Raw genomic sequence first — 23563 nt, 5'->3', positions numbered from 1 at the left:
CTCATACACCGCCTCCAACGTCAGTTCCTGTCGTCTGGCGATCTCTTTCGCTCGCACGCCGTCGCTGAACATCAGAATCGTCCGCGACCGGTCTCGTATTCGCCAATCACGACGGCTTCTCGCCATCGCTTCAAGCTTTGTACGTTCTTCCTGCGTCAGTTCCAGCGCTTTCAATGCCATCAGCTTCGTTGCTCGTCCCGTCCAGTTCGAACCATGATTGTAGAGACATTTCATGTCGAAGGCTTACCGACCGGCATGATTTACCCCACCCATATTTTTTTGCGACCGCACAATGAAATCAATTCCATTGCGAACGACAATTCGATAATCCGCAGCAATACATATTCATTCAGCGCATTTGCATCCGCACAAAATCGACGGCAAAAGCATGCCTCACCAGGCCAGCCTCAACAAGGGCGCCTCGCTTCGAACAGACGAACAATCCCCCTCGGCGAGAGGTCGATTAATCGCAAAGCGACGATCAATCGCGACTCGAGCCGATTTAATAAAATCGAAAGGATCGATTAACTAAACGGAAAGGAATATTCTCGTATCTGGAATTTATTAAATTAAGTGAAAATACCGGCGCATATTAGGGTCCCGATTTATCGCCGTAAAGTAATAATTTGTTACGGTGCTCGCCATTCCGATAAAAGGCAGTTCGGGACCGATTCCAGAGCCCCCAAAAGAAAAAGCCGGACGACTGTCCGGCTTCGCGAGGGCGGTACGACGCTCGCCGTCAGAGCGGCACGTCGATCGCGCCGGCGCCGACCGTGATCGCGTTCGCGCCCGGCGCGGCCGAGATCGGCGGCAGGTTCGCGCTCGTCAGCGCGGGCGCGGCGCCCGGCGTGCCGCCGCGCGGCACCGTGCGGATCACCTGCGACGGCGGCAGCGGCGCGCCGTTCTTCAGGTGCTTCCACATCAGGTTCAGCGCCTGCAGGTTGTAGTAATGAACCGGCACGAAGCGCGTGTCGAAGCCCGGCACCGGCAAACGCGTCGAAGTGCTGGCCGTTCGTCACCTCGTAGAACACGAGCTGGCTGCGCCCGCCTTCGCTGATGCCGTTCTGCGCGACGTACGCGCGCGACGCGTGGTTCACGGGCACGAGCGCGTCGCTGCGGCCCTGCACGATGATCGCCGGCTTGCCCTGCAGGTTCGCGTTCACGCGCACCGCGTCGACGTTCGCGGGCATGCCGAGCATCCCGTTTGTCCAGAGCTGGCGCAGGCACAGCGCGCCCGCGAAGCTTGCATCGGGCGTCGCGAGCCGGTGATCGACGCCCGCGCCCGTGTTGAACACGAGGTTGATGCCGGCCGTCGGCGGCACGCCGTTGCCGACGCCGAACACGGCCGGCATCGGCGACGTGGCGGGCGCGACGACGGCGCCCGTCGCCGGGTTCGTCGTCGCGAAGCTGAAATTGCACAGGTTGTCGGTGACGCGCGAGCGCGTGTACGCGTTCGCATACGTGACCGCGATCGCCGGAATCGCCTGTGAATCCCACATCGGCGCCTGCAGCAGGTCGGAATCGGCGAGGTAGCCGGCCGCGTGGAGCTGCGCGAGCGCGTCGGCGGCCTGGCTTTGCGTATCGGCGCCCGACACGAGCCCGGCCGCGGCGAGCGTCGCGCAGCGCTGGGTGCGGATCGATTGCGTGGTCGCCGCCGGCAGCGCGCTCAGGTACGGCGCGTCGGCAAGCGACGCCGACGCGGCCGCGCATGGCTCCAGCAGGTTCGCGAGCGTCGCGTAGTCGGCCAGCGGCCGGCCGAACGACGGCACGGGCTGGCCGCCCGAGCGCACGATGGCGTTCGGCGCCATCCGCACGTTGATCTGCGGCTCGCCGACCACGACCGCGGTGATCCAGCCGCGGTTGTCCTGTTCGGCCGCCGCGAGCGACGCGCCACCGCCGTTGCTGACCGACGCGGCGATCGTCGTGATGTCGCCCGCGCGATAGCGCACGCCGTGATGCGAGCCGTCGATCGGCGGTCCGAACTGCTCGTTGAGCGCCCAGTACGCGAACTCGACCGACTGCAGTGTCACGCGCCCCCAGTCCTGCTCGGGATTCTGCTGCGAATGCGCGTGCTTGAACGCATAGCGGTTCGGGAAGCGGGAATTGAACGAGGCGAGATCGCCGCTGGTGACGTTCGCGGTGAACAGGCTCGCGGTGCCGGCCAGCACCGCGTTGGCGAGCGTGCCGTCGATCAGCGTGATGGTGTCCGACATCAGCTCGTGCGCGCCGTTGCCGCCGCCCTTGTCGTTGTAGGCGACCGCGCAGCCGCGCTTGAGCGCCCATTCGCCGGCCGCGGAAATCGCGCCGTACACGCCGCGCGAGCCCGACGACGTCGCGGTGACGATGCACGGCTGCGCGGGATTGAAGCTGGCAGGCACCTGCACGAGCAGCGTGACGTTCTTGCTGCCGCTGCCGTCGTCGGCGTACGCGAGATATTCGGTGCCGGGAATCTTGCCTTCGCCGAGCGTGTCGTTGCCGTCGAGGTCGACGTTCGGCCCCCAGAAGCGGCCGTAGCCGCCGTTGGCGCTCATGTCGACGATTGCGCGGTAGTTCGACCAGATCGCGAGACGGCGCAGCTCGGCGCTCGTCGGCCGGGCGGCATTCGCAAAGCCGGGGGCGCTCGCCGAGCCGAGGCCCGTCTTGCCGAGGCCCGCCGTCAGCAGGTCGTCGCTCGCGCCGTCATAGGCCGTCGTGCGCACGTTGCCGGACACGAAACCGGGCAACCGGTTGCGCTCGGCCGACTCGTCGCCGTTACAGGCGCCGAGTATCGCGACCGCGGCCAGCGCCGCGCCCCACACCACCCGCCTGCCCCACCCGAGCTTCGTCATCGCCGCCCTCTCGATATCGTTATCGGTCCGCCGCCGCTTCATGCGGCTTGCGACCTCTCAAGCGCAAACGGGCCCCGGCATGCCGGGGCCCGCCTGAAAACGGGCGCATGCGGCGCTCACGCGCCGCTGCCCGGCGTTACTGCTGCTGAACCGTCAGCTTGTTCGACACCGACGTCACGCCGCTCACGCCCTTCGCCGCCTCTTCCGCCTTGTCGATCTGGGCCTGGTCGGGCACCGTGCCCTCCAGCGTGATCGCGCCGCCCTTCGAGCGCACGACGATGTTCGCCACGTCGATGCCGCCCGCCTTCGTAATGGCCTTGCGCACCGCGTAGCCAAGCTTGCGGTTCGCCTTCTTCGCGGTCTTCGCGGCGGCCTTCGGCGCGCTGGTCGCGGCCGCGGGCGCTTCCGTCGCCGCTGCGTCGCTCGACTGCGCATACACGCTGCCCGACAGACAGGCCGCCACGGCGGCGACGCCCAACGCTCTCAACACGATCGACTTCATGCTATCTCCTTATCACTCCGGAACGGCCGTGCACAGTACGGCCGATTACCCCCAAAAACAGCCGGCCCGCGCGCGAACGGGCGGGACAGCCGGTGTTTTCCACGGCGATACGAGAGAGGCGAGACGGGCTGGCGGCAGGCGCACGCGAAAGCGGGCCGGCCGGGCCGGACAGCCGCCGGCCGAACGCGCCCGGTCTCATTGGGTGCCGGGTCGCGCGCAAATCGGGCGCGGCTGCGTCGCACAATGTAATCCAGCGCCCGCGGAAGCGCAAAGCTTTTGACGCGGGGGCGCCCGCCATTGTCGCCGCCGGGCCGCGCCAGGCCGCCCCACTCGCGCACGCCCGGTGAAACCGGGTACCATCGCCGCGAGCATCGGCGTCGTCCATGACAACCGTCCGATCGTCACCGATACGTCACGCCAGCGTCATCCGCCGCCCCCATGAAGCCAGCCCGCCCTCGCCCGCCTCGCCGCATCCTCGCCCGCTTCGTCGCGGTGTCGTGGCGCGACCTCGCGCTGTCGATCGGCCCCACCGTGCTGCTCGCCGGCGCGGCCGTCTGGCTCGCGGTCAAGCTGATCCAGCCGGCACCGCCGTCCACGCTCGTGATCTCGTCCGGGCCGCCCGGCAGCACGTACTGGAACGCCGCGCAGAAATACAAGACGATCCTCGCGAAGAACGGCGTCACGCTCGACGTCCAGTCATCCGAGGGGTCCGCCCAGAACCTCGCGCGGCTGTCGAACCCGAACGCGCCGGTCGACGTCGGCTTCGTGCAGAGCGGCATCGGCCCGAAGGAGCGCGACGAACACCTCGTGTCGCTCGGCAGCATCGGCTACGTGCCGCTCGCGATCATGTATCGCGGCCCGGTCGTCGCGCGCCTGTCCGACTTCAAGGGCAAGCGGCTCGCGCTCGGCGCGGAAGGCAGCGGCGCGCGCGAGCTGAGCCTCGCGCTGCTGAAGATGAACGGCATCGTGCCGGGCGGCTCGACCGAGCTGCTGCCGACCGCCGGCGAGGACGCGGCCACCGCGCTGCTCGACGGCAAGATCGACGCGGCGTTCCTGTCCGGCGACTCGACGCAGATCCCGGTGATGGCGAAACTGTTCCGCGCGCCGGGCGTGCACGTGTATTCGTTCACGCAGGCCGAGGCGTACGCGCGGCGCTTTCCGTACCTGACCGCGATCACGCTGCCGATGGGGGTCTACGATCTCGGCCGGAACTTGCCGCCCGCCGACATCCACACGGTCGCGCCGACCATCGAACTCGTCGCGCGCGACTCGCTGCACCCCGCGTTGTCCGACCTGCTGATCGAGGCCGCGCGCGAGGTGCACGGCCACGCGACGATCCTGCAGCACGCGGGCGAATTCCCGTCGCCCGTCACGCGCGGGTTCCCGCTCTCCGACGACGCCGCGCGCTACTACAAGTCAGGCAAGACCTTCCTGTACCGGCGGCTGCCGTTCTGGGTCGCGAGCCTCGTCGACCGGCTGCTCGTCGTGGTCGTGCCGCTGATCGTCGTGCTGATCCCCGGGCTGCGGCTCGTGCCGTCGCTGTACGGCTGGCGCGTGCGCTCGCGCATCTACCGCTGGTACGGCGCGCTGATCGCGCTCGAGCGCCGCGCGCTCGGCGAGCACACGGCCGAGGAGCGCGTGCAGTTGCTCGACGAGCTCGACGACATCGAGGAAGCCGTCAACCGGATGAAGATGCCGCTGGCTTATGCCGGGCAGTTCTACGTGCTGCGCGAGCACATCGGCTTCGTGCGCGAACGGCTCACCGCGCACGACCAGGACACGCCGGCCGGCCCGCCGGGCGCCGGCGGCCCGCCGCAGGCACGTGCCGAGGCCGCGCCGCCGGCCGGCACGCCCCCTCGGGCGACTCCCGGTTCCGCGTGAGCGGACGATCCGCGATCATTGCTGCATGCGCGCGCCGCCGCGTAACATGGAGGCCGCCGCCAGGCGCCGCACGCCCCACCTTCTGGAGATCGCCATGACAACCGGCCTCGATACCGCCCAACCCGCCTGGTTCTACGACTTCGTGTCGCCGTTCTCCTACCTGCTCCTCGAACAGCTCGACAAATGGCCGGACGTGCCGTTCGAGCCCGTCGCGGTGTCGCTGCCCCACCTGCAGCGCCACTGGGGGCAACGCCCGAGCGCGGACGTGCCCGCCAAGCGCGTGTTCACGTACCGTCACGCACTGTTTCGCGCCGAACAGCTCGGCATCCGCTTCAAGATGCCGCCCGCCCATCCGTTCGATTCCGACAAGGTGTTGCGCCTCGCGATCGCGCTGCGCGCCGACATCGCGACCGTGCTGGAAATGTTCCGCTTCATCTGGCACGACGGCAACGACCCGTCGACGCCGGAAGGCTTCGCGGCACTGTGCGAGCGCGTCGGCGTCGGCCACGGCGACGAGCTGATCGAGTTCGAGGAGACCACCGCGCAACTGGCCCGCAACAACGCCGACGCGATCGCGCTCGGCGTGTTCGGCGTGCCGACGTTCTGGATGAACCAGCAGCTGTTCTGGGGCGAGGACGCGCTGCCGATGGTGCTGTACTGCGCGCGCACGCCGAACTGGCTCGAATCGCGCGAGGTCAAGCGAATCAGCGCGCTGCCGAAGGGCCGTGTGTGATGGCCGGTATCACGCACGCCAACGCGCGGCTGCGGTAAGGTTACGCTTCCGCCGAATCACCCCCTACGATGGAAGAAGACGACCGTACCGCCTCGCTCGATATCTGGCTCGTGCGCGTGTTGCGCACGCTGCTACTCGAGCGCAGCGTCACGCAGGCCGCGCTGCGGCTGAACCAGACCCAGCCCGCGATCAGCACCGCGCTGCGCAAGCTGCGCGAGACGCTGAACGACCCGATCCTCGTGCGCGGCAAATCCGGGATGGTGCCGACCGAATACGGCGCGTCGCTGCTCGAGGCCGCGCAGCGTGCGCTGCGCGAGGTCGACTTCATCGCGACGCCGCACGGCGATTTCGATCCATCGTCCGCGCGGCGCACGTTCCGTGTCGCCGCCCCCGATTACCTGAACGATTTCTTCATGCCGACGCTGATCGAGCGCTTTCGCGACGCGGCGCCGCATGCCCATCTGGAAATCGATTCGCTGAATCCCGCACTCGATCACGCGGGCGCGCTCGAATCGGGCGCGCTCGATCTCGTGATCGGCAACTGGCCGAAGCCCGACCCGCAGTTCGCGCGCCAGGACCTGTTCTCCGACACGATCGTGTGCCTGATGCGCGATGCGCACCCGCTCGCACGCGAGCCGCTCACGCGCGAAGCGTACGCGTCGGCCGCGCACGTCGCGCCGACGCCGTACACCGGCGACAAGCGCAACGCGATCGAGATCGGCCTGACACGCGCGCGCCTTACGCGGCGCATCGTGACGACGCTGCCCTACTTCGGAATCGTGCCGCAGGTGCTGCTGCAATCGGACCTGATCTTCACGACGACGCGCCGCTTCGCGACGCACTATGCGCAGTTGCTGCCGCTCGTGGTCGTCACGCCGCCCGTGCCGTTCCCACGCATCAAGAGCTACCTGCTCACGCATCCGCAGCCCGACCGCCCGACCGACATCGCGTGGCTGTGCGCGCTGATGCAGAGCGTGTCCGACGAGCTGACGGTTCCCCGCAGCCGCAAGCGCTGAGCCGCGGCACGAAACGGCGCGCAGCCGCTCAAGCTCAGGCCGTGCAGAAGGTTTCCTGCAGGTGGGCCCAGCGCACGACGCCCGCCGCGTCGCGCTCGAACACGGCGGTTGCACGGCGCGCGGGCAGTTCGCCCGACGCCGCGTGCTGCGCTTCGAGATAGGTGAGCGTCACATGCGATGCGTCGGCCGCGAGCACGCGGGTGTCCGACAGCGTGATGCGCAGCCCCGGCTTCGCGCCGGCGAGCTTCACGAACAGCGCGCGCGTACCGTCATGATCGACGACGCGACCGTCGGTCAGGATCATCGTGAATTCGGCGGAAAACGCGGCGAGCAGCGCATCGAGCGCCTCGGGTGCGGTATCGACGCCGGACAGCCAGCGCTCGATGGCGACGAGGCTCGCATCGAGCGCGTCGAGATAAACCTGATGATCGGACATGGCACGTGCACGGTAAGGCGCGGCCCGATGCCGCGCGTCGTCGTGCAGTGTAGGCAAAATCGCGCGGCCCTGCGTTGGCCGCGCGGCGCTACCGCGCGCAGGACACGTCGTCGCGCGCACGCCCCGATGCGGCCGCCTTCGCGTCGGCCACCGGCATGCCCGAGCGCGCCTGCAGCAGCTCCGCGCACACGGCCACCGCGATCGCGCCCGGCGCCTTGTCGACGATGCCCGCGACGCCGATCGGGCACACCATCTCCACGAGCCGCGCCGGATCAACGCCGCGCGCGGCAAGCCGGCGCTCGAACTTCACGCGCTTGGTGCGCGAGCCGATCATCCCGAAATACGCGTAGTCGCGCCGCCGCATGATCTGCGCGGCGAGCGAGAAGTCGAGCGCGTGGTTGTGCGTCATCACGAGGAAGTACGCGCCGGGCGGCGCCGCGTCGACCACGGCCTCCGGCGTGTCGGTCGGCTCCGGCTGCACGTTCGGCGGACATTCGTCCGGGAACAGCTCGTCGCGCGTGTCGACCCACTGCACGACGCACGGCAGCGCGCCGAGCAGCGTGACGAGCGCGTGACCGACGTGCCCCGCGCCGAACAGCACGATGTGCATCGGCGCCGGCGTGCCGGTCGCCCGGTTGCGCTGGCCGGTGCCCGGCGCGAATGCCGGGGTCGACGCGGTGCGGAGCGAGCGTGCGGGGCCGTTCATGTCGGTCTCCGCCGGGCTTCCCCAAGGAGGCTGACCGCCCCCACGGGGGACCGTGAACGAGGTGAGCGTGGGAGGCGTTTCATCTCAGCCTGCCTGACCGGCGCGTGCCGCACGCACCGCGCTGACCGCACGCAGGATCGACTCGCCGGTCGCCGGCGCGTCGAGCGGCGGGTTCACCTTGTAGTCGCCGACCGCGGCCACTGCATCGCGCACCGCGAAGAACACCGAGAACGGTAGCAGCAGCGGCGGCTCGCCGACGGCCTTCGAGCGGTGGATGCTGTCCTCGACGTTGCGGTTCTTGAACAGCCGAACGTTGAATTCCGGCGGCGTGTCGTTCACCGTCGGGATCTTGTACGTCGACGGCGCATGCGTCATCAGCTTGCCGCCCTTGTTCCACCACAGCTCCTCGGTCGTGAGCCAGCCCATCCCCTGGATGAACGCGCCTTCGACCTGGCCGATGTCGAGCGCCGGGTTCAGCGACGCGCCGACGTCGTGCAGCGCATCGACGCGCAGCGTGCGCATCTCGCCCGTCAGCGTATCGATCACGACTTCCGACACGGCCGCGCCATACGAGTAGTAGTAGAACGGCCGGCCCTGCAGCTTCGACTGATCCCAGTACAGCTTCGGCGTCGCGTAGAAACCGTCGGACCACAGCTGCACGCGCGCGAGGTACGCCTTCGCGATCACTTCGCCGAACGGCACGCCGTTGCCGCCGATCCACACGACGTCGTTGCCGAACGTCACGTCGGCCGCATCGACCTTGCCGTCGCCGAACTGCTTCGCCGCGAACACCGCGAGCCGCTCGCGCAACTGGCGCGCCGCATCCTGCGCGGCCTTGCCGTTCAGGTCCGAGCCCGTCGACGCGGCCGTCGCGGACGTGTTCGCGACCTTGCTGGTGTCGGTCGCCGTCACGCGGATCCGGCCGAAGCGGATGCCGAGCTCGTGCGCGACGACCTGCGCGACCTTCGTGTTGAGCCCCTGCCCCATCTCCGTGCCGCCGTGGTTCACGAGCACCGAGCCGTCGGTGTAGATGTGCACCAGCGCGCCGGCCTGGTTGAAGTGCGTGACGTTGAACGCAATGCCGAACTTCACCGGCGTGATCGCGATGCCCTTCTTCAGCACCGTGTTGCGTGCGTTGAATTCGCGCACGCCGGCACGCCGCGCACGGTAGTCGCTCGTCGCTTCGAGCTCGCCGAGCAGTTCCTGCAGCACGTTGTCCTCGACCGTCTGCCCGTACGGCGTGACGTTGCGTTCGGTCTTGCCGTACAGGTTCGCATAGCGGACGTCGAGCGGATCGCGATCGAGCGAACGTGCGACGTCGTCGAGGATGTACTCGATCGCAAACGCGCCCTGCGGGCCGCCGAACCCGCGGAACGCGGTGTTCGACTGCGTGTTGGTCTTGCCGCAGTAACCGGCGATGTTCACGTCGCCCAGCCAGTACGCGTTGTCGAAGTGGCACACCGCGCGCGTCATCACCGGGCCCGACAGGTCGGCCGAGAAGCCGCAGCGCGACGTCATGTCGAGCGCGACGCCGTCGATGCGGCCGTCGTCGTCGTAGCCGACGTCGAAGCGGTAATGGAAATCGTGCCGCTTGCCGGTGATCATCATGTCGTCGTCACGGTCCGGACGCAGCTTCACCGGGCACAGCAGCTTCCACGCCGCGAGCGCCGCGCAGCACGCGAACAGGCCCGACTGCGATTCCTTGCCGCCGAACCCGCCGCCCATCCGGCGGCATTCGACCAGCACGTTGTGCGACGCGACGCCAAGCACGTGCGCGACGAGGTGCTGCATCTCGCTCGGATGCTGCGTCGAGCAGTACACGTGCATCCCGTCGTCGTCCTTCGGCACGGCGTACGCGATCTGCCCTTCGAGGTAGAACTGCTCCTGGCCGCCGAGCAGCATTTCGCCCGACTCGCGGTGCGGCGCGACGGCGAGCCGCGCGGCCGCGTCGCCGCGCGCGAGCTTCAGCGGCGGGATCACGTAGGTTTCGGCCGCGCGCGCTTCCTGCGCGGTGAGGATCGCCGGCAGCTCCTCGTAGTCGACCTGCGCGCGGCGCGCGGCGAGCCGCGCGGTTTCATGCGACGTCGCGACGACGATGAACATCGGCTGGCCGACGAACTGCACGATGCCCTTCGCGAGCACCGGGTCGTCGTGGATGATCGGGCCGCAATCGTTGACGCCCGGGATGTCGTCGGCCGTGAACACGGCGACCACGCCCGGCGTCGCGCGCACCGCGTCGAAGTTCATCGACACGATCTTCGCGTGCGGCTTCGCCGACAGGCCGAGCGCCGCGTGCAGCGTGCCCGCGACGATCGGGATGTCGTCGGTGTAGGTGGCACGCCCGCTGACGTGCAGGTGCGCGGATTCGTGCGCGCGCGAGACGTGGACCTGCGCGGCGTCGGCTTGCGGGTCGAGGGTGCTCAGGAACGGTTCTGCTTGCTGGTTCATGTTCGGTGTTCTCCGTCTTCAGACGCGCGCCGCGTCGGTGCCGAGTTCGGCGGCCACTTCACGCACATTCAGGGCTTGCGGCGGCAGCGGGTCGTGCGGGCGCGTCTCCAGCCAGAAGCGATACATCAGGTTCTTCGCGGTATCGAGACGGTACGTGCTCGTCGCGCGCATGTCGGACAGCGGCTGGTAGTCACGCTCGAGCGCCTGCATCGCCGCCTGCGCGGTGGCTTCGTGCCACTGCGCGCCGTCGAGCACGGCTTCCGTCTGGGTCGCGCGCTTCGGCGTCGCGGCCATCCCGCCGAACGCGATGCGCGGCTCGCGGATCGTGTCGCCGTCCGCGATGAACGCGAATGCCGCGCACACGGCCGAGATGTCGGAGTCGAACCGCTTCGACAGCTTGTACGTGCGGAACTGCAGCTTCTCGCGCGCGCCGGTGCGGGTCGGCACCTTCAGGCCGACGACGAATTCGTGCGGCGCCATGTCCTTCTGCTGATAGCCCGTGTACAGCGCCTCGAGCGGCAGCTCGCGCACCGTGTCGCCGCCGCGCAGGACCACGCGCGCGCCGAGCGCGATCAGGCCCGGCATCGAATCGCCGATCGGCGAGCCGTTCGCGACGTTGCCGCCGAGCGTGCCCGCGTTGCGGATCGGCAGCGACGCGAAGCGCTTCCACATCTCGGTCAGTTCCGGATACTGGCCGGCCAGCGCCGCATACCCTTTCTCGACCGTCACGCCAGCCCCGATTTCGATCCAGTCGTCGCCGTGCACGATGTTCTGCAGTTCGGCGATCTGGCCGACGTAGATCAGGTCGTCGAGCCGGCGCATCTGCTTGGTGACCCACAGGCCGATGTCGGTGCTGCCCGCGAGAATGCGCGCGTCGGGACGCTCGACCTTCAGCGCGGCCAGCGCGTCGAGCGTGCGCGGCGCCGCGAAGCGTGCGCCGTTGATCGTCGTGTAGTCGAACGTATCGTCGCGCTCGAGCGACGCGAGCGTGCGGGCCAGCGCGGCGGTGTCGACCGGCGCCGACGGGGCCGGCGCATCGAACATCTGCACGGCCGCATCGACGATCGGGCGATAGCCGGTGCAGCGGCACAGGTTGCCGGTCAGCGCATCGGCGATCTCGGTACGCGTCGGCACGTCCTTCGCCTTCGCGCACGTGCCGGCACGGCCGCAGCCTTCGTGGCCATGCTTCTCGTACAGCGCCCACATCGACATCACGAAGCCGGGCGTGCAGAACCCGCATTGCGAACCATGGCAGTCGACCATCGCCTGCTGCACCGGATGCAGCGCGCCGTCCGGCTGGCGCAGGTCCTCGACCGTCAGCAGCGCCTTGCCGTCCAGCGTCGGCAGGAACTGGATGCACGCGTTGACGGCCTTGAACTCGACCGCGCCGGCGTCGGTCAGCTCGCCGACAACGACCGTGCACGCGCCGCAGTCGCCTTCCGCGCAGCCTTCCTTGGTGCCGGTGCAATGCGCGTCCTCGCGCAGGTATTGCAGCACGGTGCGGGTAACGTCCGCGCCGCTGACTTCGCGGATCGCGTGACGATGGTAGAAGCGGATCGGCTCACTCATGTCTCGATGGTTCTTCAAATGGGGGCAAGGCGGCCCGCGCTTTGCGCTCGACCGACGTTTTTCTGACAGTTTGCACGCTATCACCATCAAATTTCGCAACCCATAGCCCATCACGCATGGGGCCCATATAACTGCCGCGATATGAGCGCCGGGCCCGCCCGACGCCCTTTCCACACGGCGCTCCGAGCCTCTTCCCAGCGCCCCCGCGACCGTCCGTGATCGTCGAAAACAGGTCGCGATTAACTAAATGGTACCTGCGTGAAAACCGGTTCCATGGGAAAATCCCGATTCCCTTTTTCGCCGTCCTCTGCCGTCTCGTTCATTCGTTCCGACCCCATGTCAACCGATTCCGCCACACCGCCGCGCAGCGGGTTCGCGGTCACGCTGCAAATCGTGTCCGTCGTCTGCTTCACGTTCATCTGCTACCTGACCATCGGCCTGCCGCTCGCGGTGCTGCCGGGCTTCGTCCACGGCGACCTCGGCTTTTCCGCGATCGTCGCGGGCGGCGCGATCAGCGTCCAGTATTTCGCGACGCTCGCGTCGCGGCCGCTCGCCGGGCGCCTGGCCGATACGCTCGGCCCGAAGCAGACAGTGCTCCGCGGGCTGGTCGGTTGCGGCGTGTCGGGCGTGCTGCTGCTCGTCGCGCTGCTGCTCGCGCACTGGCCGGTCGCGAGCCTCGTGCTGCTGGTCGCGAGCCGGCTCGTCCTCGGCGTCGGCGAGAGCCTGTGCGGCACTGGCGCGATCCTGTGGGGCATCGGCCGGGTCGGCGTCACGCACAACGCGAAGGTGATCTCGTGGAACGGCATCGCGACCTACGGCGCGCTCGCGCTCGGCGCGCCGGTCGGCGTCGCGATCGCGAATACGCTGAATCCGGCGCTGATCGGCGTGCTCGTGATCGCGCTGGCCGCAATCGGCTTCTACCTCGCACGCCTGATCGCTTCGGTGCCGCTCGTGCACGGCGAACGGATGTCGTACGCAAGCGTGTTTACGCGCGTACTGCCGCACGGCCTCGGCCTCGCGCTCGGCTCGGCCGGCTTCGGCTCGATCGCGACCTTCGTCACGCTGTACTATGCGGCGCGCCACTGGCCGAACGCCGCCCTGTCGCTGACCGTATTCGGCACGCTGTTCATCGGCGCGCGCCTGCTGTTCGCGAACACGATCAAGACCTACGGCGGCTTCCGCGTCGCGATCGTGTCGTTCGCATTCGAATGTTCGGGCCTGTTGCTGCTGTGGCTCGCGCCGGTGCCGCACATCGCACTCCTCGGCGCCGCGCTGACCGGTTTCGGCTTCGCGCTGATCTTCCCGGCGCTCGGCGTCGAGGCCGTCGCACTCGTGCCGCCCGCGAGCCGCGGCGCGGCGCTGTCCGCGTACTCGGTGTTCCTCGACCTGTCGCTCGGCATCACGGGCCCGCTCGCCGGCTATGTCGCGGGCGCGTTCGGCTATCCGCAGGTGTTCCTGTTCGCGGCGGTGGCGGCTGCCGCGGGCGTCGCGCTGTCGATGGTGCTGTACCAGCGGCAGGCGCGGGTCGAGGGAAGCGGCGCGGCGGCCTGATCGCGCTGTTCGTGACAAGGGGGCCGGTCGCGGACATCACGCCGCCGGGCGCCCAATAGAAAACGCCCGCATCGCGCGGGCGTTTTTGTATCCGGCCGGGGCCGGTGCGGCGGGCAAGCCGGTCAGGCAGCCCGGAGAAACAACCGCCTCGTCAGGTCGAACGCGACCAGGTTGCCGGCCACCACCAGCAGCAGCCCCACCACCGCGAGCGGCGACCACTGGTAGCCCTCGAACACCGTCGACACGGCCAGCGCGACGATCGGGAACAGCACCGTGCAGTACGCGGCGCGCTCCGGCCCGATCCGGCCCACGAGGGTCAGATAGGCGGTAAAGCCGATCACCGAGCCGGGCACGGCCAGGTAGACGAGCGCGCCGAGATAACGCGGGCTCGTGTCGAGCGTGAACGGCATCCCGGCCGCCACGCTGCCGACGGTCAGGATCGCCGCGCCGATCAGCATCGCCCAGCCGTTGGTCGCGAGCGGGTGCAGCCCCATCGACTGCATCCGGCTCGACAGCAGGTTGCCGATCGAGAAACACATCGTGCCCGCGAACGCGATCGCGAGCCCCGTCCACGTCGCGTGGTCGTCGAGATGGCCGGCCATCTGCTGCCAGAACAGGCACGCGATGCCGGCCAGCCCTAGCAGCGCGCCGGCGATCGCCGACGGCCGCAGTGGACGGCCCATGAACAGCCGGCCGTTGATCGAGTTCAGCAACGGCGCGGTCGAGAAGATCACCGCGACGAGGCCGCTCGGCACGACCTGCTCCGCATAGTAAAAGCACAGGAAGTTCAGGCAGAACAGTGCAAAGCCCTGCGCGAGGAGAAAGCGCCACGCTTCACGCGGCGGGCGCACCGGTCGGCGCATCACGCGCAGCAGCGCGAACAGCACGGCGGCCGCGAGCCAGAAGCGCCATGCGATCGACACGGGCGGCGGCACGGCGCCGAGCTGCCATTTGATCGCGATCCAGGTGGTGCCCCAGATCAATACGGTGACGAAATAAAGCGACAGGTTCATGGCGGCAACGATCCAAAAAGCAGGTGAAACGGATCCCGACTATGCCGCCGCCGGGCGCGCGCCGATTGTCCGGAATTGCGGTCTTTTTCGGGCCGCCGCACGCGGCGCCGCGCGCCCGCTTATACTCGGCCCATCATGAGCCCCTCCCTTTCCGCGCCGCCCGTCGACCACCCCACCGCCCTGGCTGGCGGCGATCTGCCGTTCGGCCTGCAGTCGGTCTGCCGCACGCTCGCGGACGCGAACGCGACGCTCGAGCGCTTCGCGTGGCTCGGCGACCATCTGGCGATCGCCGAATGGACGCGGATCACCGACGAAAGCGAGACGGTCTACGAGCAGCCGGGCCACCACACGCTGTCGTGCTACCTCGACGGCGGCTACCGGACCGAGCGCCAGCGCGTGCCGCGCTACGGCGCACCGAGCCTGCTGTGCGCGTTGCCGGGTGACCATGAATCGCGCTGGTGGGTGCGCGGCGAGATGCACTTCATCCACCTGTATTTCCTGCCCGAGCACTTCACGCAGCGCGCGATCCGCGAACTCGACCGCGAGCCGCGCGAGCTGAAGCTCGCCGACCGCACTTACTTCGAGGATGCGCGCGTCGCCGCGCTGCTGCGCTCGCTCGCGCTGGACGGCTGGGACGATGCTGACGAACGGCTGCGCGTGAACGAGACCGCGCACGAGGTGCTGAGCCTGCTGCTGCGCGGGCAGAGCACGACCCGCACCGACACGTCGTTCCGCGGCGGGCTCGCGCCGGCCGTGCGCCGCCGCGTGCGCGACTACATCGACACGTACCTGACGCAACCGCTGACGCTCGGCGAACTCGCCGACGTCGCCGCGCTGTCCGAATACCACTTCTCGCGGATGTTCCGGCTGTCGTTCGGCCGCGCGCCGCACGCGTGGGTGGCCGAGCAACGGCTGGCGCGAGCACGCGAGCTGCTGCGCACGACGGCGCTGCCGCTCGCGCAGATCGCGGCCGACTGCGGCTATGCGAACGCCGGCCACTTCAGCCATCGCTTCCGCGACGCGCACGGCACGACGCCGAATACGTACCGGCGCGCGATGCAGGGCCGCTGAGCGCGGCCCCTTTCGTCGTTTCCCCGCTTACGCGCCGCGCCGCGAGAGTTCCTGTTCGAGTGCCGCGACGCCGGCCGGCAGGTCGACCGGCACCTTCAGGTCGACCATCGTGCGGCCGAACGCATGCAGCGTGCGGAACAGGTTGTGTTCGCGGCACTGCTCGCCCATCTGCCCGATCCGTACGATCGGCAAGCCGAACGAGCCCGAAATCTCGACCTGGTACTGCTTCGAGATATGGCCGCAGACCATCCCCGGCGTGAGCCCTTCCGGCGTCTCGATCCCGACCACTGAATTGAGCCGGCAGTCCTTCGGCGCATAGAGCTTGAGCCCCATCGATTCGACGCCCGCCTGCAGCGCGAGCGAGCAGCGCAGGTGGCGCGCGAAGCGGCTTTCGAGCGTCTCCGCGCAGACGAGCCGCAGCGCTTCGTGCAGCGCGAGCACGCCGGACACGGGCGCCGTGTAGTGATAGCCGGCGTTGTGCCAGAAGTTCTCGGCGAGCGCCATGTCGAGGCACCAGTGCGCGTTCGGTTCGGGGCGCTGCTTCATGCGGTCCCATGCGGCGTCGGAGAACGCGATCAGCGACACGCCGGGATCGACGACAGCCCTTTCTGGCCGCCGGTGATCACCGCGTCGATGCCCCACGCGTCCATCTCGAGCGGCATCGTCGACAGCGTGCACACCGCGTCGACCACGACCAGCGCGCCGGCCGCCTTCGCGAGCGCCGCGATGTCGCGCAAGTCGCGGTTCCAAACGGTGTTCGACGTCTCGCCCTGCACGATCGTGACGATCTCGGGCCGCTCGCGCGCGATTGCGTCCGCGATCTCGTCGAGGCCGGCGACCGCGCGGTCGGCCACTTCGAGGGTCGCGACGTCGGCGCCGACGCGCGTGGCCATCTCGGCCATCCGCGCGCTGAAGAAGCCGTTGCGGATCGACAGCACGCGCGTGCCGCGCCACGCGAGGTTCGAGATCGCCATCTCCATCGCGGCCGAACCGGGGCCCGCGACGCCGAGCACCCACTTCGTGCGGGTCTGGAACACGTAGCGCGCCATCTCCTTCACCTGCTCGATGATCTTCGCCATCGTCGCGCCGAGGTGGTTGATCACGATCGTGTTCGCCTTCGCGACGGCGGCCGGGATCGGGACCGGGCCGGCCCCCATCATCAGCAGCGGTTCTTCGGGCAGGATCGCGTCGAGCGGCACGACGACGGGACAGGGAATCGGCGAGTAATCGATGGACATGGCTGGTAAAAGGTGAGGAAAGGAAGTGCACGGACGCCCGCCGCGCTGCATGGCGAACTGATCGATCATTCCGCGTTCCGCCGCCTCGCGCAAGAGGCACGCGCGGCCGGACAGCGCGACGGTGGCCCGGTCCGGCGACCGGGCCAGCCAGCCGTGCGCGGGTCGCACGCCGGTCATCCGGATTGGAAATGGATTGCCGGCCAGGTTGTGAAACGGTTCCACTCGTGCGTCAAGCGCACGATTTTCTCCGTCAATAACACCGCGCTTCGTCGACATCGCCGCTTCAGCGCGACTTCCGTATCGATTGAAATAGACCAGATCCGTGATGAAAATCGCCGCACGGAATCCGATACGCTAAACCCCGGCACGGCAGAAAAACATCCATTACTGCGGCACAAATTGGGGAACGCTTCCTGGCAATACCTGAACAAACCCACGCAAACATCTCACAACTCGTTGATTTAAATACAAAATATTCGCACAAAACATGCTTATTCGAATACCGTGCCACCTTTGAACGGCCGGCATGCGAGACAGCACTCCGTTTAACGCGTTACTCCCGATTTCGATTTTCCGCAACCCGCCCATTTTCTCAGGTTGACGGATATCGCTCTGTATTGAACAATCGTCTGCGGAATCGAAGAAAACGATTTTTCGATACGATGCAAAAACCGAGGGCCGCGCGATGCACTTTCGAGGCGCGCGGCGTAAAACCAAACCATAATCAATCAACCGGGCCAGAAATACGCAAGCCATGAACCAGATTCAGACCATGCGTGTATTCGTCTGCGTCGCCGAGCAACAGAGCTTCCGGCGCGCGGCGCACCATCTCGGTGTGTCCAATGCACTCGTCACGCGTTCGATCGCGATGCTCGAGGGCCACCTGAACACCCGGCTGATCCACCGCACCACGCGGAATCTGTCGCTCACCGAGGCCGGCGTGCGCTACCTCGACGGGTGCCGGGCGCTGCTCGAGGAATTCGACCACCTCGAATCGTCCGTCGCGCATGCCGTGCGCGAGCCGGCCGGCACGCTGCGCGTCGTCGCGTCGGGCCTGCTGTCGCCGCTTGCGCTGACGCCGCTCGTCAGCAGCTTCCGGCACCGCTACCCGGAGTTGCGCGTGCAGCTGACCGTCGCCGAGGGGCCGCTCGACGTGCTCGATTCCGGGTACGACGTCGGCATCGTCACGGGCAACCGGCTCGACGGAAATCCGACGCTGATCGGCCACGCCCTTGCGCCCAACCCGTTCGTCGCGGTCGCGGCGCCGGCCTATCTCGAGCGACGCGGCGAGCCGCGCCTGCCCGACGACCTGCCGGGCCACGACTGGGTCACGCTCGCGCCGCACCAGCATGCGCCCGCGTGGCAACTGGTCGGCCACGACGGCGTCGCGCATTCCGTCACGGTGCGCCCGGCCTGCACGGTCAACCAGCTCGCGCTGGTCCACGCGGCCGCCGTGGCCGGCGCGGGCATCGCGGTGCTGCCCGAGCCGTGCGTCGCCAGCGCACTCGCCAGCGGCACGCTCGTACGGCTGATGGCCGGCTACCGGATCGACGATCCCGACACGCAGCTGTCGCTCGTCTACCCGAATCGCCAGTACGTGCCGGCGCGCACGCGCAGCTTCGTCGAGCACGCGCTCGATCACTTCAGCGCGCAGCCGGCCCGTGAACGCACCGATTACGGCTTCCTGCGGCCGTCGCGCGGCCCCGACCGCTCCGACATCGTCACGGGGCTGCAGTAAACTGCGCGCGTCAGCCTTCGGAGGTGCAGCGTGCGCGTGATCCTGTTCAGCAGCCGGCAGTACGACGACGATTCGTTTGCTGCCGCCAACCGGCAGTTCGGCTATCGGCTGCACTTCCAGCCGTCGCACCTCGACGCGGAAACCGCGATCCTCGCGCATGGCTATGACGTCGTCTGCCCGTTCGTCAACGACACCGTCGACGCGGCCGTCCTCGAACGGCTGGCGGACGGTGGCACGCGGCTGATCGCGCTGCGCTCGGCGGGCTTCAACCACGTCGACCTGGCCGCCGCCGAGCGGCTCGGCATCACGGTCGTGCGCGTGCCCGCCTATTCACCGCACGCGGTGGCCGAGCACGCGGTCGCACTGATCCTCGCCCTCAACCGCCGCCTGCCGCGCGCCGTCGCGCGCACCCGCGAAGGCGACTTCTCGCTGAACGGCCTGCTCGGCTTCGACCTGCACGGCAAGACCGTCGGCGTGATCGGCACCGGCATCATCGGCAGCGTGTTCGCGAAGATCATGATGGGCTTCGGGATGCATGTGCTCGCGCACTCGGTGCCGCCGTACAACGACGAGCTGATCGCGTTCGGCGCGCGCTATGTCGCGCTCGACGCGTTGCTGCACGACGCCGACATCGTCAGCCTGCATTGCCCGCTGCTGCCGTCGACGCACCATCTGATCAACGAACGGACGCTCGCGCGGATGAAGCACGGGGCGATGCTGATCAACACCGGGCGCGGCGGCCTCGTCGATGCGCAGGCGCTGGTCGACGCGCTCAAGAGCGGCCAGCTCGGCCATCTCGGGCTCGACGTGTACGAAGAGGAAAGCGGGCTCTTCTTCGAGGATCACTCCGACCTGCCGCTGCAGGACGACGTGCTCGCCCGCCTGCTGACGTTCCCGAACGTGATCGTCACGTCGCACCAGGCATTCTTCACGCGCGAGGCGCTCGCCGAGATCGCGCACACCACACTGTTGAACATCGAGGCGTGGCATGCGGGCACGCCGCAGAACGTCGTGACGGCGAATCGCTGAGAAATCGACGAAACCGGCTCGTTTCACGGTTGCAAGCGACACCGCAATCGTTTGCTTTTGATCAGCGCTGAAAACACGACCTTTTGCATCAACAATTTCGCGCTTTGTTTCAAATGATGTAACGCGGCTCGCGCGCCGTCTGCTATCGTTGCGCCGACGTTATCCCGCCCCCTCCCGTCCATGCGTTTCGACGACTCCGACATCGCCGCCGTCTACCGCGCCATTTTCGAACGGCGCGACATGCGTCACTTCACGCAGGCGCCCGTCGATCCTGCCGTGCTCGCGCGCCTGCTGCGCGCGGCGCATCACGCGCCGAGCGTCGGCTTCATGCAGCCGTGGCGCTTCATCCGCATCACCGATCCGGCGCTGCGCACCGCGATCCACGCGCTGGTCGAGGCCGAGCGCCGTGCGACCGCCGACGCGCTCGGTGAGCGCCAGGACGAATTCATGCGGCTGAAAGTCGAGGGCGTGCGCGAATGCGGCGAGCTGCTGGTCGTCGCGCTCGCCGACGGCCGCGAGCGCCACGTGTTCGGCCGTCGCACGCTGCCGGAGATGGATCTCGCGTCCGCGGCTTGCGCGATCCAGAACATGTGGCTCGCGGCCCGCGCCGAAGGGCTCGGGATGGGCTGGGTGTCGCTGTTCGACGTCGATGCGCTGCGCACGCTGCTGCGGATGCCCGACGGCGCGAAGCCGATCGCCGTGCTGTGCGTCGGGCACGTCGACGCGTTCTACGCAAAGCCGATGCTCGAGCAGGAGCGTTGGGCGGCGCGGATGCCGATCGAAGCGTGCCTGTTCGAAAACGGCTGGGACGATCCGGCCGCGATCGACGCCGCCGGCTCGCCTTCGTCGCCCGCCGACGTGGCGGACGCGGCAACGGAAACTGGGGCCAACTCGGCGAGCGCTTCGACCACGAGCGTCGGCGGGTCCCCCGAACGCATCGCCTGACGAGCCCCCGCCGTCATCGTTCCGCCCCCCGCAATTTCACCGCCGTAAAACCCGCTCAATCCCACACTGTGAGCGCCACGCGGGCCATCCCGTCGCACGCCGGCAACAACCGTTTTGGCCCCAAGCATAGGGGTTTTCACTGAAGTAGAATCGCGGCTGTCGTTCGCCTTACCGTCCGCCCGTCCCGCGCATCCTGCGCCAGCCCGAGCGGCGGCTTTTCCCGAGCCCACCGCGATGCCCTTACCTCTTTTCGCCCTCGCCGTCGCCGCTTTTGGAATCGGTACCACCGAGTTCGTGATCATGGGGCTGCTGCCCAATGTCGCGCGCGATCTCGGTGTATCGATCCCGGCCGCCGGCATGCTCGTGTCGGGCTATGCGCTCGGCGTGACGATCGGTGCGCCGATCCTCGCGATCGTCACCGCGAAGATGCCGCGCAAGCGCGCGCTGATGGGCCTGATCGGGCTGTTCATCGCGGGCAACCTGTTCTGCGCGATCGCACCGGGCTATGCGGTGCTGATGGCCGCGCGCGTCGTCACCGCGTTCTGCCACGGCGCATTCTTCGGGATCGGCTCGGTGGTCGCGAGCAACCTCGTCGCGCCGAACCGTCGCGCGCAGGCGATCGCACTGATGTTCACCGGCCTCACGCTCGCGAACGTGCTCGGCGTGCCGCTCGGCACCGCGCTCGGCCAGGCATACGGCTGGCGCGCGACGTTCTGGGCTGTCACCGGCATCGGCATCGCCGCGGCCGCCGCGCTCGCCGTCTGCCTGCCGAAGAATCTCGCGATGCCCGACACCAGCATCACGCGCGAATTCAGCGTGCTGAAACATCCGCAGGTGCTGATGGTGCTCGGCATCAGCGTGCTCGCCTCGGCAAGCCTGTTCAGCGTGTTCACGTACATCACGCCGATCCTCGAGGACGTGACGGGCTTCTCGCCGCGCCAGGTCACTTACGTGCTGCTGTTGTTCGGCCTCGGGCTGACGGTCGGCGGCACGCTCGGCGGCAAGCTCGCCGACTGGCGGCGGATGCCGTCGCTGATCGCGACGCTCGCGCTGATCGGCGTGATCCTCGCGCTGTTCGCGGGCACGATGCACCTGCCGTTCGCCGCGCTCGCGACGATCTTCGTGTGGGGCATCCTCGCGTTCGCGATCGTGCCGCCGCTGCAGATCCTGATCGTCGACCGCGCCAGCGACGCGCCGAACCTCGCGTCGACGCTGAACCAGGGCGCGTTCAACCTCGGCAACGCGACGGGCGCTTGGCTCGGCGGGATGGCGATCGGCTCCGGCGTGTCGCTCGTGAACCTGCCGTGGGTCGGCGTCGCGATGGCTGTTGCAGCACTCGCGCTCACGCTGTGGTCGGCGTCGCTCGAACGTCGACCGGTGACCGTGCCGACCGAGTACGTGTGACGCAACCCTCCTGCAATCGTTGCGGACACAACTCCACGCGGATCCGATGGCCTTCATGGACCTTTCAAGGTCCGCGGTGTAGCATCCCCGCCGATGAAAGCCATTCTTAATCGCGATTTCCTCGCACTCATTCTGAGCGTCGCGGTCGTCGGTCTCGGCACCGGCGCCACGCTGCCGCTCACCGCACTCGCGCTGACCGAAGCCGGACACGGCACCAACGTCGTCGGCATGCTGACGGCCGCTCAGGCCCTCGGCGGCCTCGCGATCGTCCCGTTCGTCACCACGCTCGCGCGACACATCGGCTCGCGCCGCGCGATCGTCGTGTCGGTCGTGCTGCTCGCGGCCGCCACCGCGCTGATGCAGTTCACGTCGAACCTGATCCTGTGGGGCGTGCTGCGCGTGCTGTGCGGCGCGGCGCTGATGCTGCTGTTCACGATCGGCGAGGCATGGGTCAACCAGCTCGCCGACGATTCGACGCGCGGCCGCGTCGTCGCGATCTACGCGACCAATTTCACGCTGTTCCAGATGGCGGGCCCCGTGCTCGTGAGCCAAATCGCGGGCGCGACGAACATCCGCTTCGCGCTGTGCGGCGCGCTGTTCCTGCTCGCGCTGCCGACGCTCGCGACGATCCGGCGCGCACCGCTCGCCGGCGACGACGCACATCACGAAGCGCACGGCCGCTGGCTCGACGTGCTGCCGCGCATGCCCGCGCTGATCATCGGCACCGGCTTCTTCGCGCTGTTCGATACGCTCGCGCTGTCGCTGCTGCCGCTCTACGCGATGGATCACGGCGTCGCGAGCGCCACCGCCGTGCTGCTCGCGTCGATCATGCTGTTCGGCGATACTGCGATGCAGTTCCCGATCGGCTGGCTCGCGGACAAGCTCGGCCGCGAACGCGTGCACCTCGGCGCAGGCTGGATCGTGCTCGCCGGCCTGCCGCTGCTGCCGCTCGTGATCGCCAATCCGTGGCTCTGCTGGCCGTTGCTGTTCGTGCTCGGCGCGGCGGCCGGCAGCATCTACACGCTGTCGCTCGTCGCGTGCGGTGAACGCTTCCGCGGTGCGGCGCTCGTCACCGCAAGCTCGCTCGTGTCGGCATCGTGGAGCGCCGCGAGCTTCGGCGGCCCGCTGGTCGCCGGCGCGTTGATGGAACAACTGGGCAGCAACGCGCTGGTCGGCGTGCTGGTCGTCTGTGTCGCGGCGTTCGTCGCGGCCGCGCTGTGGGAGCGCCGCGTCGCGCTGCAGCGCGCGGTCTGATGCAGATTGGCGTTGGCGTTGGCGTTGGCGTTGGCGTTGGCGTTGGCGTTGGCGTTGGCGTTGGCGTTGGCGTTGGCGTTGGCGTTGGCGTTGGCGTTGGCGCGCAGCATCATGCACCGATACGCATCGGCCCGCTCGCGTCCCTCCCGCGGTAAACGAAAGCGGCCCGCGCAATGCGGGCCGCCCTGTCCTTCCGGACTA

At 68.3% G+C, this 23563-nt stretch carries 18 protein-coding genes and 2 pseudogenes; 11 read left to right on the top strand and 9 right to left on the bottom strand.

Annotated features, from left to right (window positions below):
* From CFB82_RS43120 to CFB82_RS04450, 3 genes and pseudogenes are all read right to left on the bottom strand, one after another.
* On the bottom strand, window positions 1-234 hold a 234-nt coding region (locus tag CFB82_RS43120), incomplete at its 3' end, for a hypothetical protein (protein ID WP_218829056.1).
* 505 nt (window positions 235-739) lie between these two features.
* A pseudogene (locus CFB82_RS04455) lies at window positions 740-2828 on the bottom strand (D-(-)-3-hydroxybutyrate oligomer hydrolase).
* Window positions 2829-2964: 136 nt separating this feature from the next.
* Window positions 2965-3330, bottom strand: a complete 366-nt coding sequence (locus CFB82_RS04450; RefSeq protein ID WP_089424630.1) for a BON domain-containing protein — start codon at window positions 3328-3330, stop codon at window positions 2965-2967.
* A gap of 438 nt (window positions 3331-3768) precedes the next feature.
* Here CFB82_RS04450 and CFB82_RS04445 point away from each other — a divergent pair, with 438 nt between their 5' ends.
* The 3 genes from CFB82_RS04445 (at window position 3769) to CFB82_RS04435 (ending at window position 6960) form a co-directional block, all read left to right on the top strand.
* Window positions 3769-5211 carry a TAXI family TRAP transporter solute-binding subunit gene (locus CFB82_RS04445; protein ID WP_069247276.1) on the top strand — a complete coding sequence of 481 codons (1443 nt, stop codon included), beginning with the start codon at window positions 3769-3771 and terminating at the stop codon, window positions 5209-5211.
* A gap of 94 nt (window positions 5212-5305) precedes the next feature.
* Window positions 5306-5944 carry a DsbA family protein gene (locus tag CFB82_RS04440; protein WP_089445035.1) on the top strand — a complete coding sequence of 213 codons (639 nt, stop codon included), beginning with the start codon at window positions 5306-5308 and terminating at the stop codon, window positions 5942-5944.
* 68 nt (window positions 5945-6012) lie between these two features.
* The gene (locus CFB82_RS04435; RefSeq protein ID WP_089445034.1) at window positions 6013-6960 is read left to right on the top strand and encodes a LysR family transcriptional regulator; all 948 of its coding nucleotides are present in this window, start codon (window positions 6013-6015) and stop codon (window positions 6958-6960) included.
* Between the two features lie 34 nt (window positions 6961-6994).
* Here CFB82_RS04435 and CFB82_RS04430 read toward each other — a convergent pair whose 3' ends face one another.
* From CFB82_RS04430 to xdhA, 4 genes are all read right to left on the bottom strand, one after another.
* The gene (locus tag CFB82_RS04430; RefSeq protein ID WP_089483534.1) at window positions 6995-7396 is read right to left on the bottom strand and encodes a polyketide cyclase; all 402 of its coding nucleotides are present in this window, start codon (window positions 7394-7396) and stop codon (window positions 6995-6997) included.
* 88 nt (window positions 7397-7484) lie between these two features.
* Entirely contained in the window at window positions 7485-8102 is a 618-nt protein-coding gene (gene xdhC / locus CFB82_RS04425; RefSeq protein WP_089472240.1) for a xanthine dehydrogenase accessory protein XdhC, read from the bottom strand.
* Between the two features lie 84 nt (window positions 8103-8186).
* The gene (gene xdhB, locus CFB82_RS04420) at window positions 8187-10550 is read right to left on the bottom strand and encodes a xanthine dehydrogenase molybdopterin binding subunit (protein ID WP_069247271.1); all 2364 of its coding nucleotides are present in this window, start codon (window positions 10548-10550) and stop codon (window positions 8187-8189) included.
* A gap of 18 nt (window positions 10551-10568) precedes the next feature.
* On the bottom strand, window positions 10569-12119 hold the full coding sequence (xdhA, locus tag CFB82_RS04415; protein ID WP_089483533.1) for a xanthine dehydrogenase small subunit: 1551 nt from the start codon (window positions 12117-12119) through the stop codon (window positions 10569-10571).
* A gap of 336 nt (window positions 12120-12455) precedes the next feature.
* Between xdhA and CFB82_RS04410 the strand changes: the two genes are divergently transcribed.
* Entirely contained in the window at window positions 12456-13670 is a 1215-nt protein-coding gene (locus CFB82_RS04410; protein ID WP_089483532.1) for an MFS transporter, read from the top strand.
* 122 nt (window positions 13671-13792) lie between these two features.
* Here the strand turns inward: CFB82_RS04410 and CFB82_RS04405 are convergent, their stop codons facing one another.
* Window positions 13793-14683, bottom strand: a complete 891-nt coding sequence (locus tag CFB82_RS04405; RefSeq protein WP_069247268.1) for a DMT family transporter — start codon at window positions 14681-14683, stop codon at window positions 13793-13795.
* Between the two features lie 135 nt (window positions 14684-14818).
* On the opposite strand from CFB82_RS04405, the gene CFB82_RS04400 reads away from it, so the two are divergent.
* Window positions 14819-15754, top strand: coding sequence for a helix-turn-helix domain-containing protein (locus CFB82_RS04400; RefSeq protein ID WP_089483531.1), 936 nt, complete (start codon window positions 14819-14821; stop codon window positions 15752-15754).
* Between the two features lie 27 nt (window positions 15755-15781).
* On the opposite strand, the pseudogene CFB82_RS04395 reads toward CFB82_RS04400, so the two are convergent.
* A pseudogene (locus CFB82_RS04395) lies at window positions 15782-16992 on the bottom strand (pyridoxal-phosphate-dependent aminotransferase family protein).
* 12 nt (window positions 16993-17004) lie between these two features.
* On the opposite strand from CFB82_RS04395, the gene CFB82_RS04390 reads away from it, so the two are divergent.
* The 6 genes from CFB82_RS04390 (at window position 17005) to CFB82_RS04365 (ending at window position 23362) form a co-directional block, all read left to right on the top strand.
* Window positions 17005-17457, top strand: coding sequence for a hypothetical protein (locus tag CFB82_RS04390; RefSeq protein WP_089483530.1), 453 nt, complete (start codon window positions 17005-17007; stop codon window positions 17455-17457).
* 289 nt (window positions 17458-17746) lie between these two features.
* Complete coding sequence (locus CFB82_RS04385) at window positions 17747-18730, top strand: LysR family transcriptional regulator (RefSeq protein WP_089483529.1); 984 nt, start codon at window positions 17747-17749, stop codon at window positions 18728-18730.
* 30 nt (window positions 18731-18760) lie between these two features.
* Entirely contained in the window at window positions 18761-19759 is a 999-nt protein-coding gene (locus CFB82_RS04380; protein WP_089445024.1) for a 2-hydroxyacid dehydrogenase, read from the top strand.
* Window positions 19760-19939: 180 nt separating this feature from the next.
* Window positions 19940-20704, top strand: a complete 765-nt coding sequence (gene bluB, locus CFB82_RS04375; protein ID WP_089483528.1) for a 5,6-dimethylbenzimidazole synthase — start codon at window positions 19940-19942, stop codon at window positions 20702-20704.
* 234 nt (window positions 20705-20938) lie between these two features.
* Window positions 20939-22108 (top strand): MFS transporter, encoded by a 1170-nt coding sequence (locus tag CFB82_RS04370; protein WP_089445022.1) that lies wholly within the window; start codon window positions 20939-20941, stop codon window positions 22106-22108.
* Between the two features lie 93 nt (window positions 22109-22201).
* Window positions 22202-23362, top strand: a complete 1161-nt coding sequence (locus tag CFB82_RS04365; RefSeq protein ID WP_089483527.1) for an MFS transporter — start codon at window positions 22202-22204, stop codon at window positions 23360-23362.
* The last annotated feature ends 201 nt before the right edge of the window (window positions 23363-23563 follow it).

The organism is Burkholderia sp. HI2714, assembly GCF_002223085.1.
Taxonomy (GTDB): Bacteria; Pseudomonadota; Gammaproteobacteria; order Burkholderiales; family Burkholderiaceae; genus Burkholderia; species Burkholderia lata_D.
Note: the sequence above shows the minus strand (reverse complement) of the source record. Positions and strands in the feature narration are given on the sequence as shown.

Coding starts and splice junctions, on each gene's coding strand:
- CFB82_RS04440 (WP_089445035.1), top strand. CDS start 5,306: ATGACAACCGGCCTCGATACCGCCCAACCCGCCTGGTTCTACGACTTC.
- xdhB (WP_069247271.1), bottom strand. CDS start 10,550: ATGAACCAGCAAGCAGAACCGTTCCTGAGCACCCTCGACCCGCAAGCC.
- CFB82_RS04370 (WP_089445022.1), top strand. CDS start 20,939: ATGCCCTTACCTCTTTTCGCCCTCGCCGTCGCCGCTTTTGGAATCGGT.
- CFB82_RS04365 (WP_089483527.1), top strand. CDS start 22,202: ATGAAAGCCATTCTTAATCGCGATTTCCTCGCACTCATTCTGAGCGTC.
- CFB82_RS04385 (WP_089483529.1), top strand. CDS start 17,747: ATGAACCAGATTCAGACCATGCGTGTATTCGTCTGCGTCGCCGAGCAA.
- CFB82_RS04445 (WP_069247276.1), top strand. CDS start 3,769: ATGAAGCCAGCCCGCCCTCGCCCGCCTCGCCGCATCCTCGCCCGCTTC.
- CFB82_RS04410 (WP_089483532.1), top strand. CDS start 12,456: ATGTCAACCGATTCCGCCACACCGCCGCGCAGCGGGTTCGCGGTCACG.
- CFB82_RS04405 (WP_069247268.1), bottom strand. CDS start 14,683: ATGAACCTGTCGCTTTATTTCGTCACCGTATTGATCTGGGGCACCACC.
- CFB82_RS04450 (WP_089424630.1), bottom strand. CDS start 3,330: ATGAAGTCGATCGTGTTGAGAGCGTTGGGCGTCGCCGCCGTGGCGGCC.
- CFB82_RS04400 (WP_089483531.1), top strand. CDS start 14,819: ATGAGCCCCTCCCTTTCCGCGCCGCCCGTCGACCACCCCACCGCCCTG.
- xdhA (WP_089483533.1), bottom strand. CDS start 12,119: ATGAGTGAGCCGATCCGCTTCTACCATCGTCACGCGATCCGCGAAGTC.
- CFB82_RS04430 (WP_089483534.1), bottom strand. CDS start 7,396: ATGTCCGATCATCAGGTTTATCTCGACGCGCTCGATGCGAGCCTCGTC.
- xdhC (WP_089472240.1), bottom strand. CDS start 8,102: ATGAACGGCCCCGCACGCTCGCTCCGCACCGCGTCGACCCCGGCATTC.
- bluB (WP_089483528.1), top strand. CDS start 19,940: ATGCGTTTCGACGACTCCGACATCGCCGCCGTCTACCGCGCCATTTTC.
- CFB82_RS04435 (WP_089445034.1), top strand. CDS start 6,013: ATGGAAGAAGACGACCGTACCGCCTCGCTCGATATCTGGCTCGTGCGC.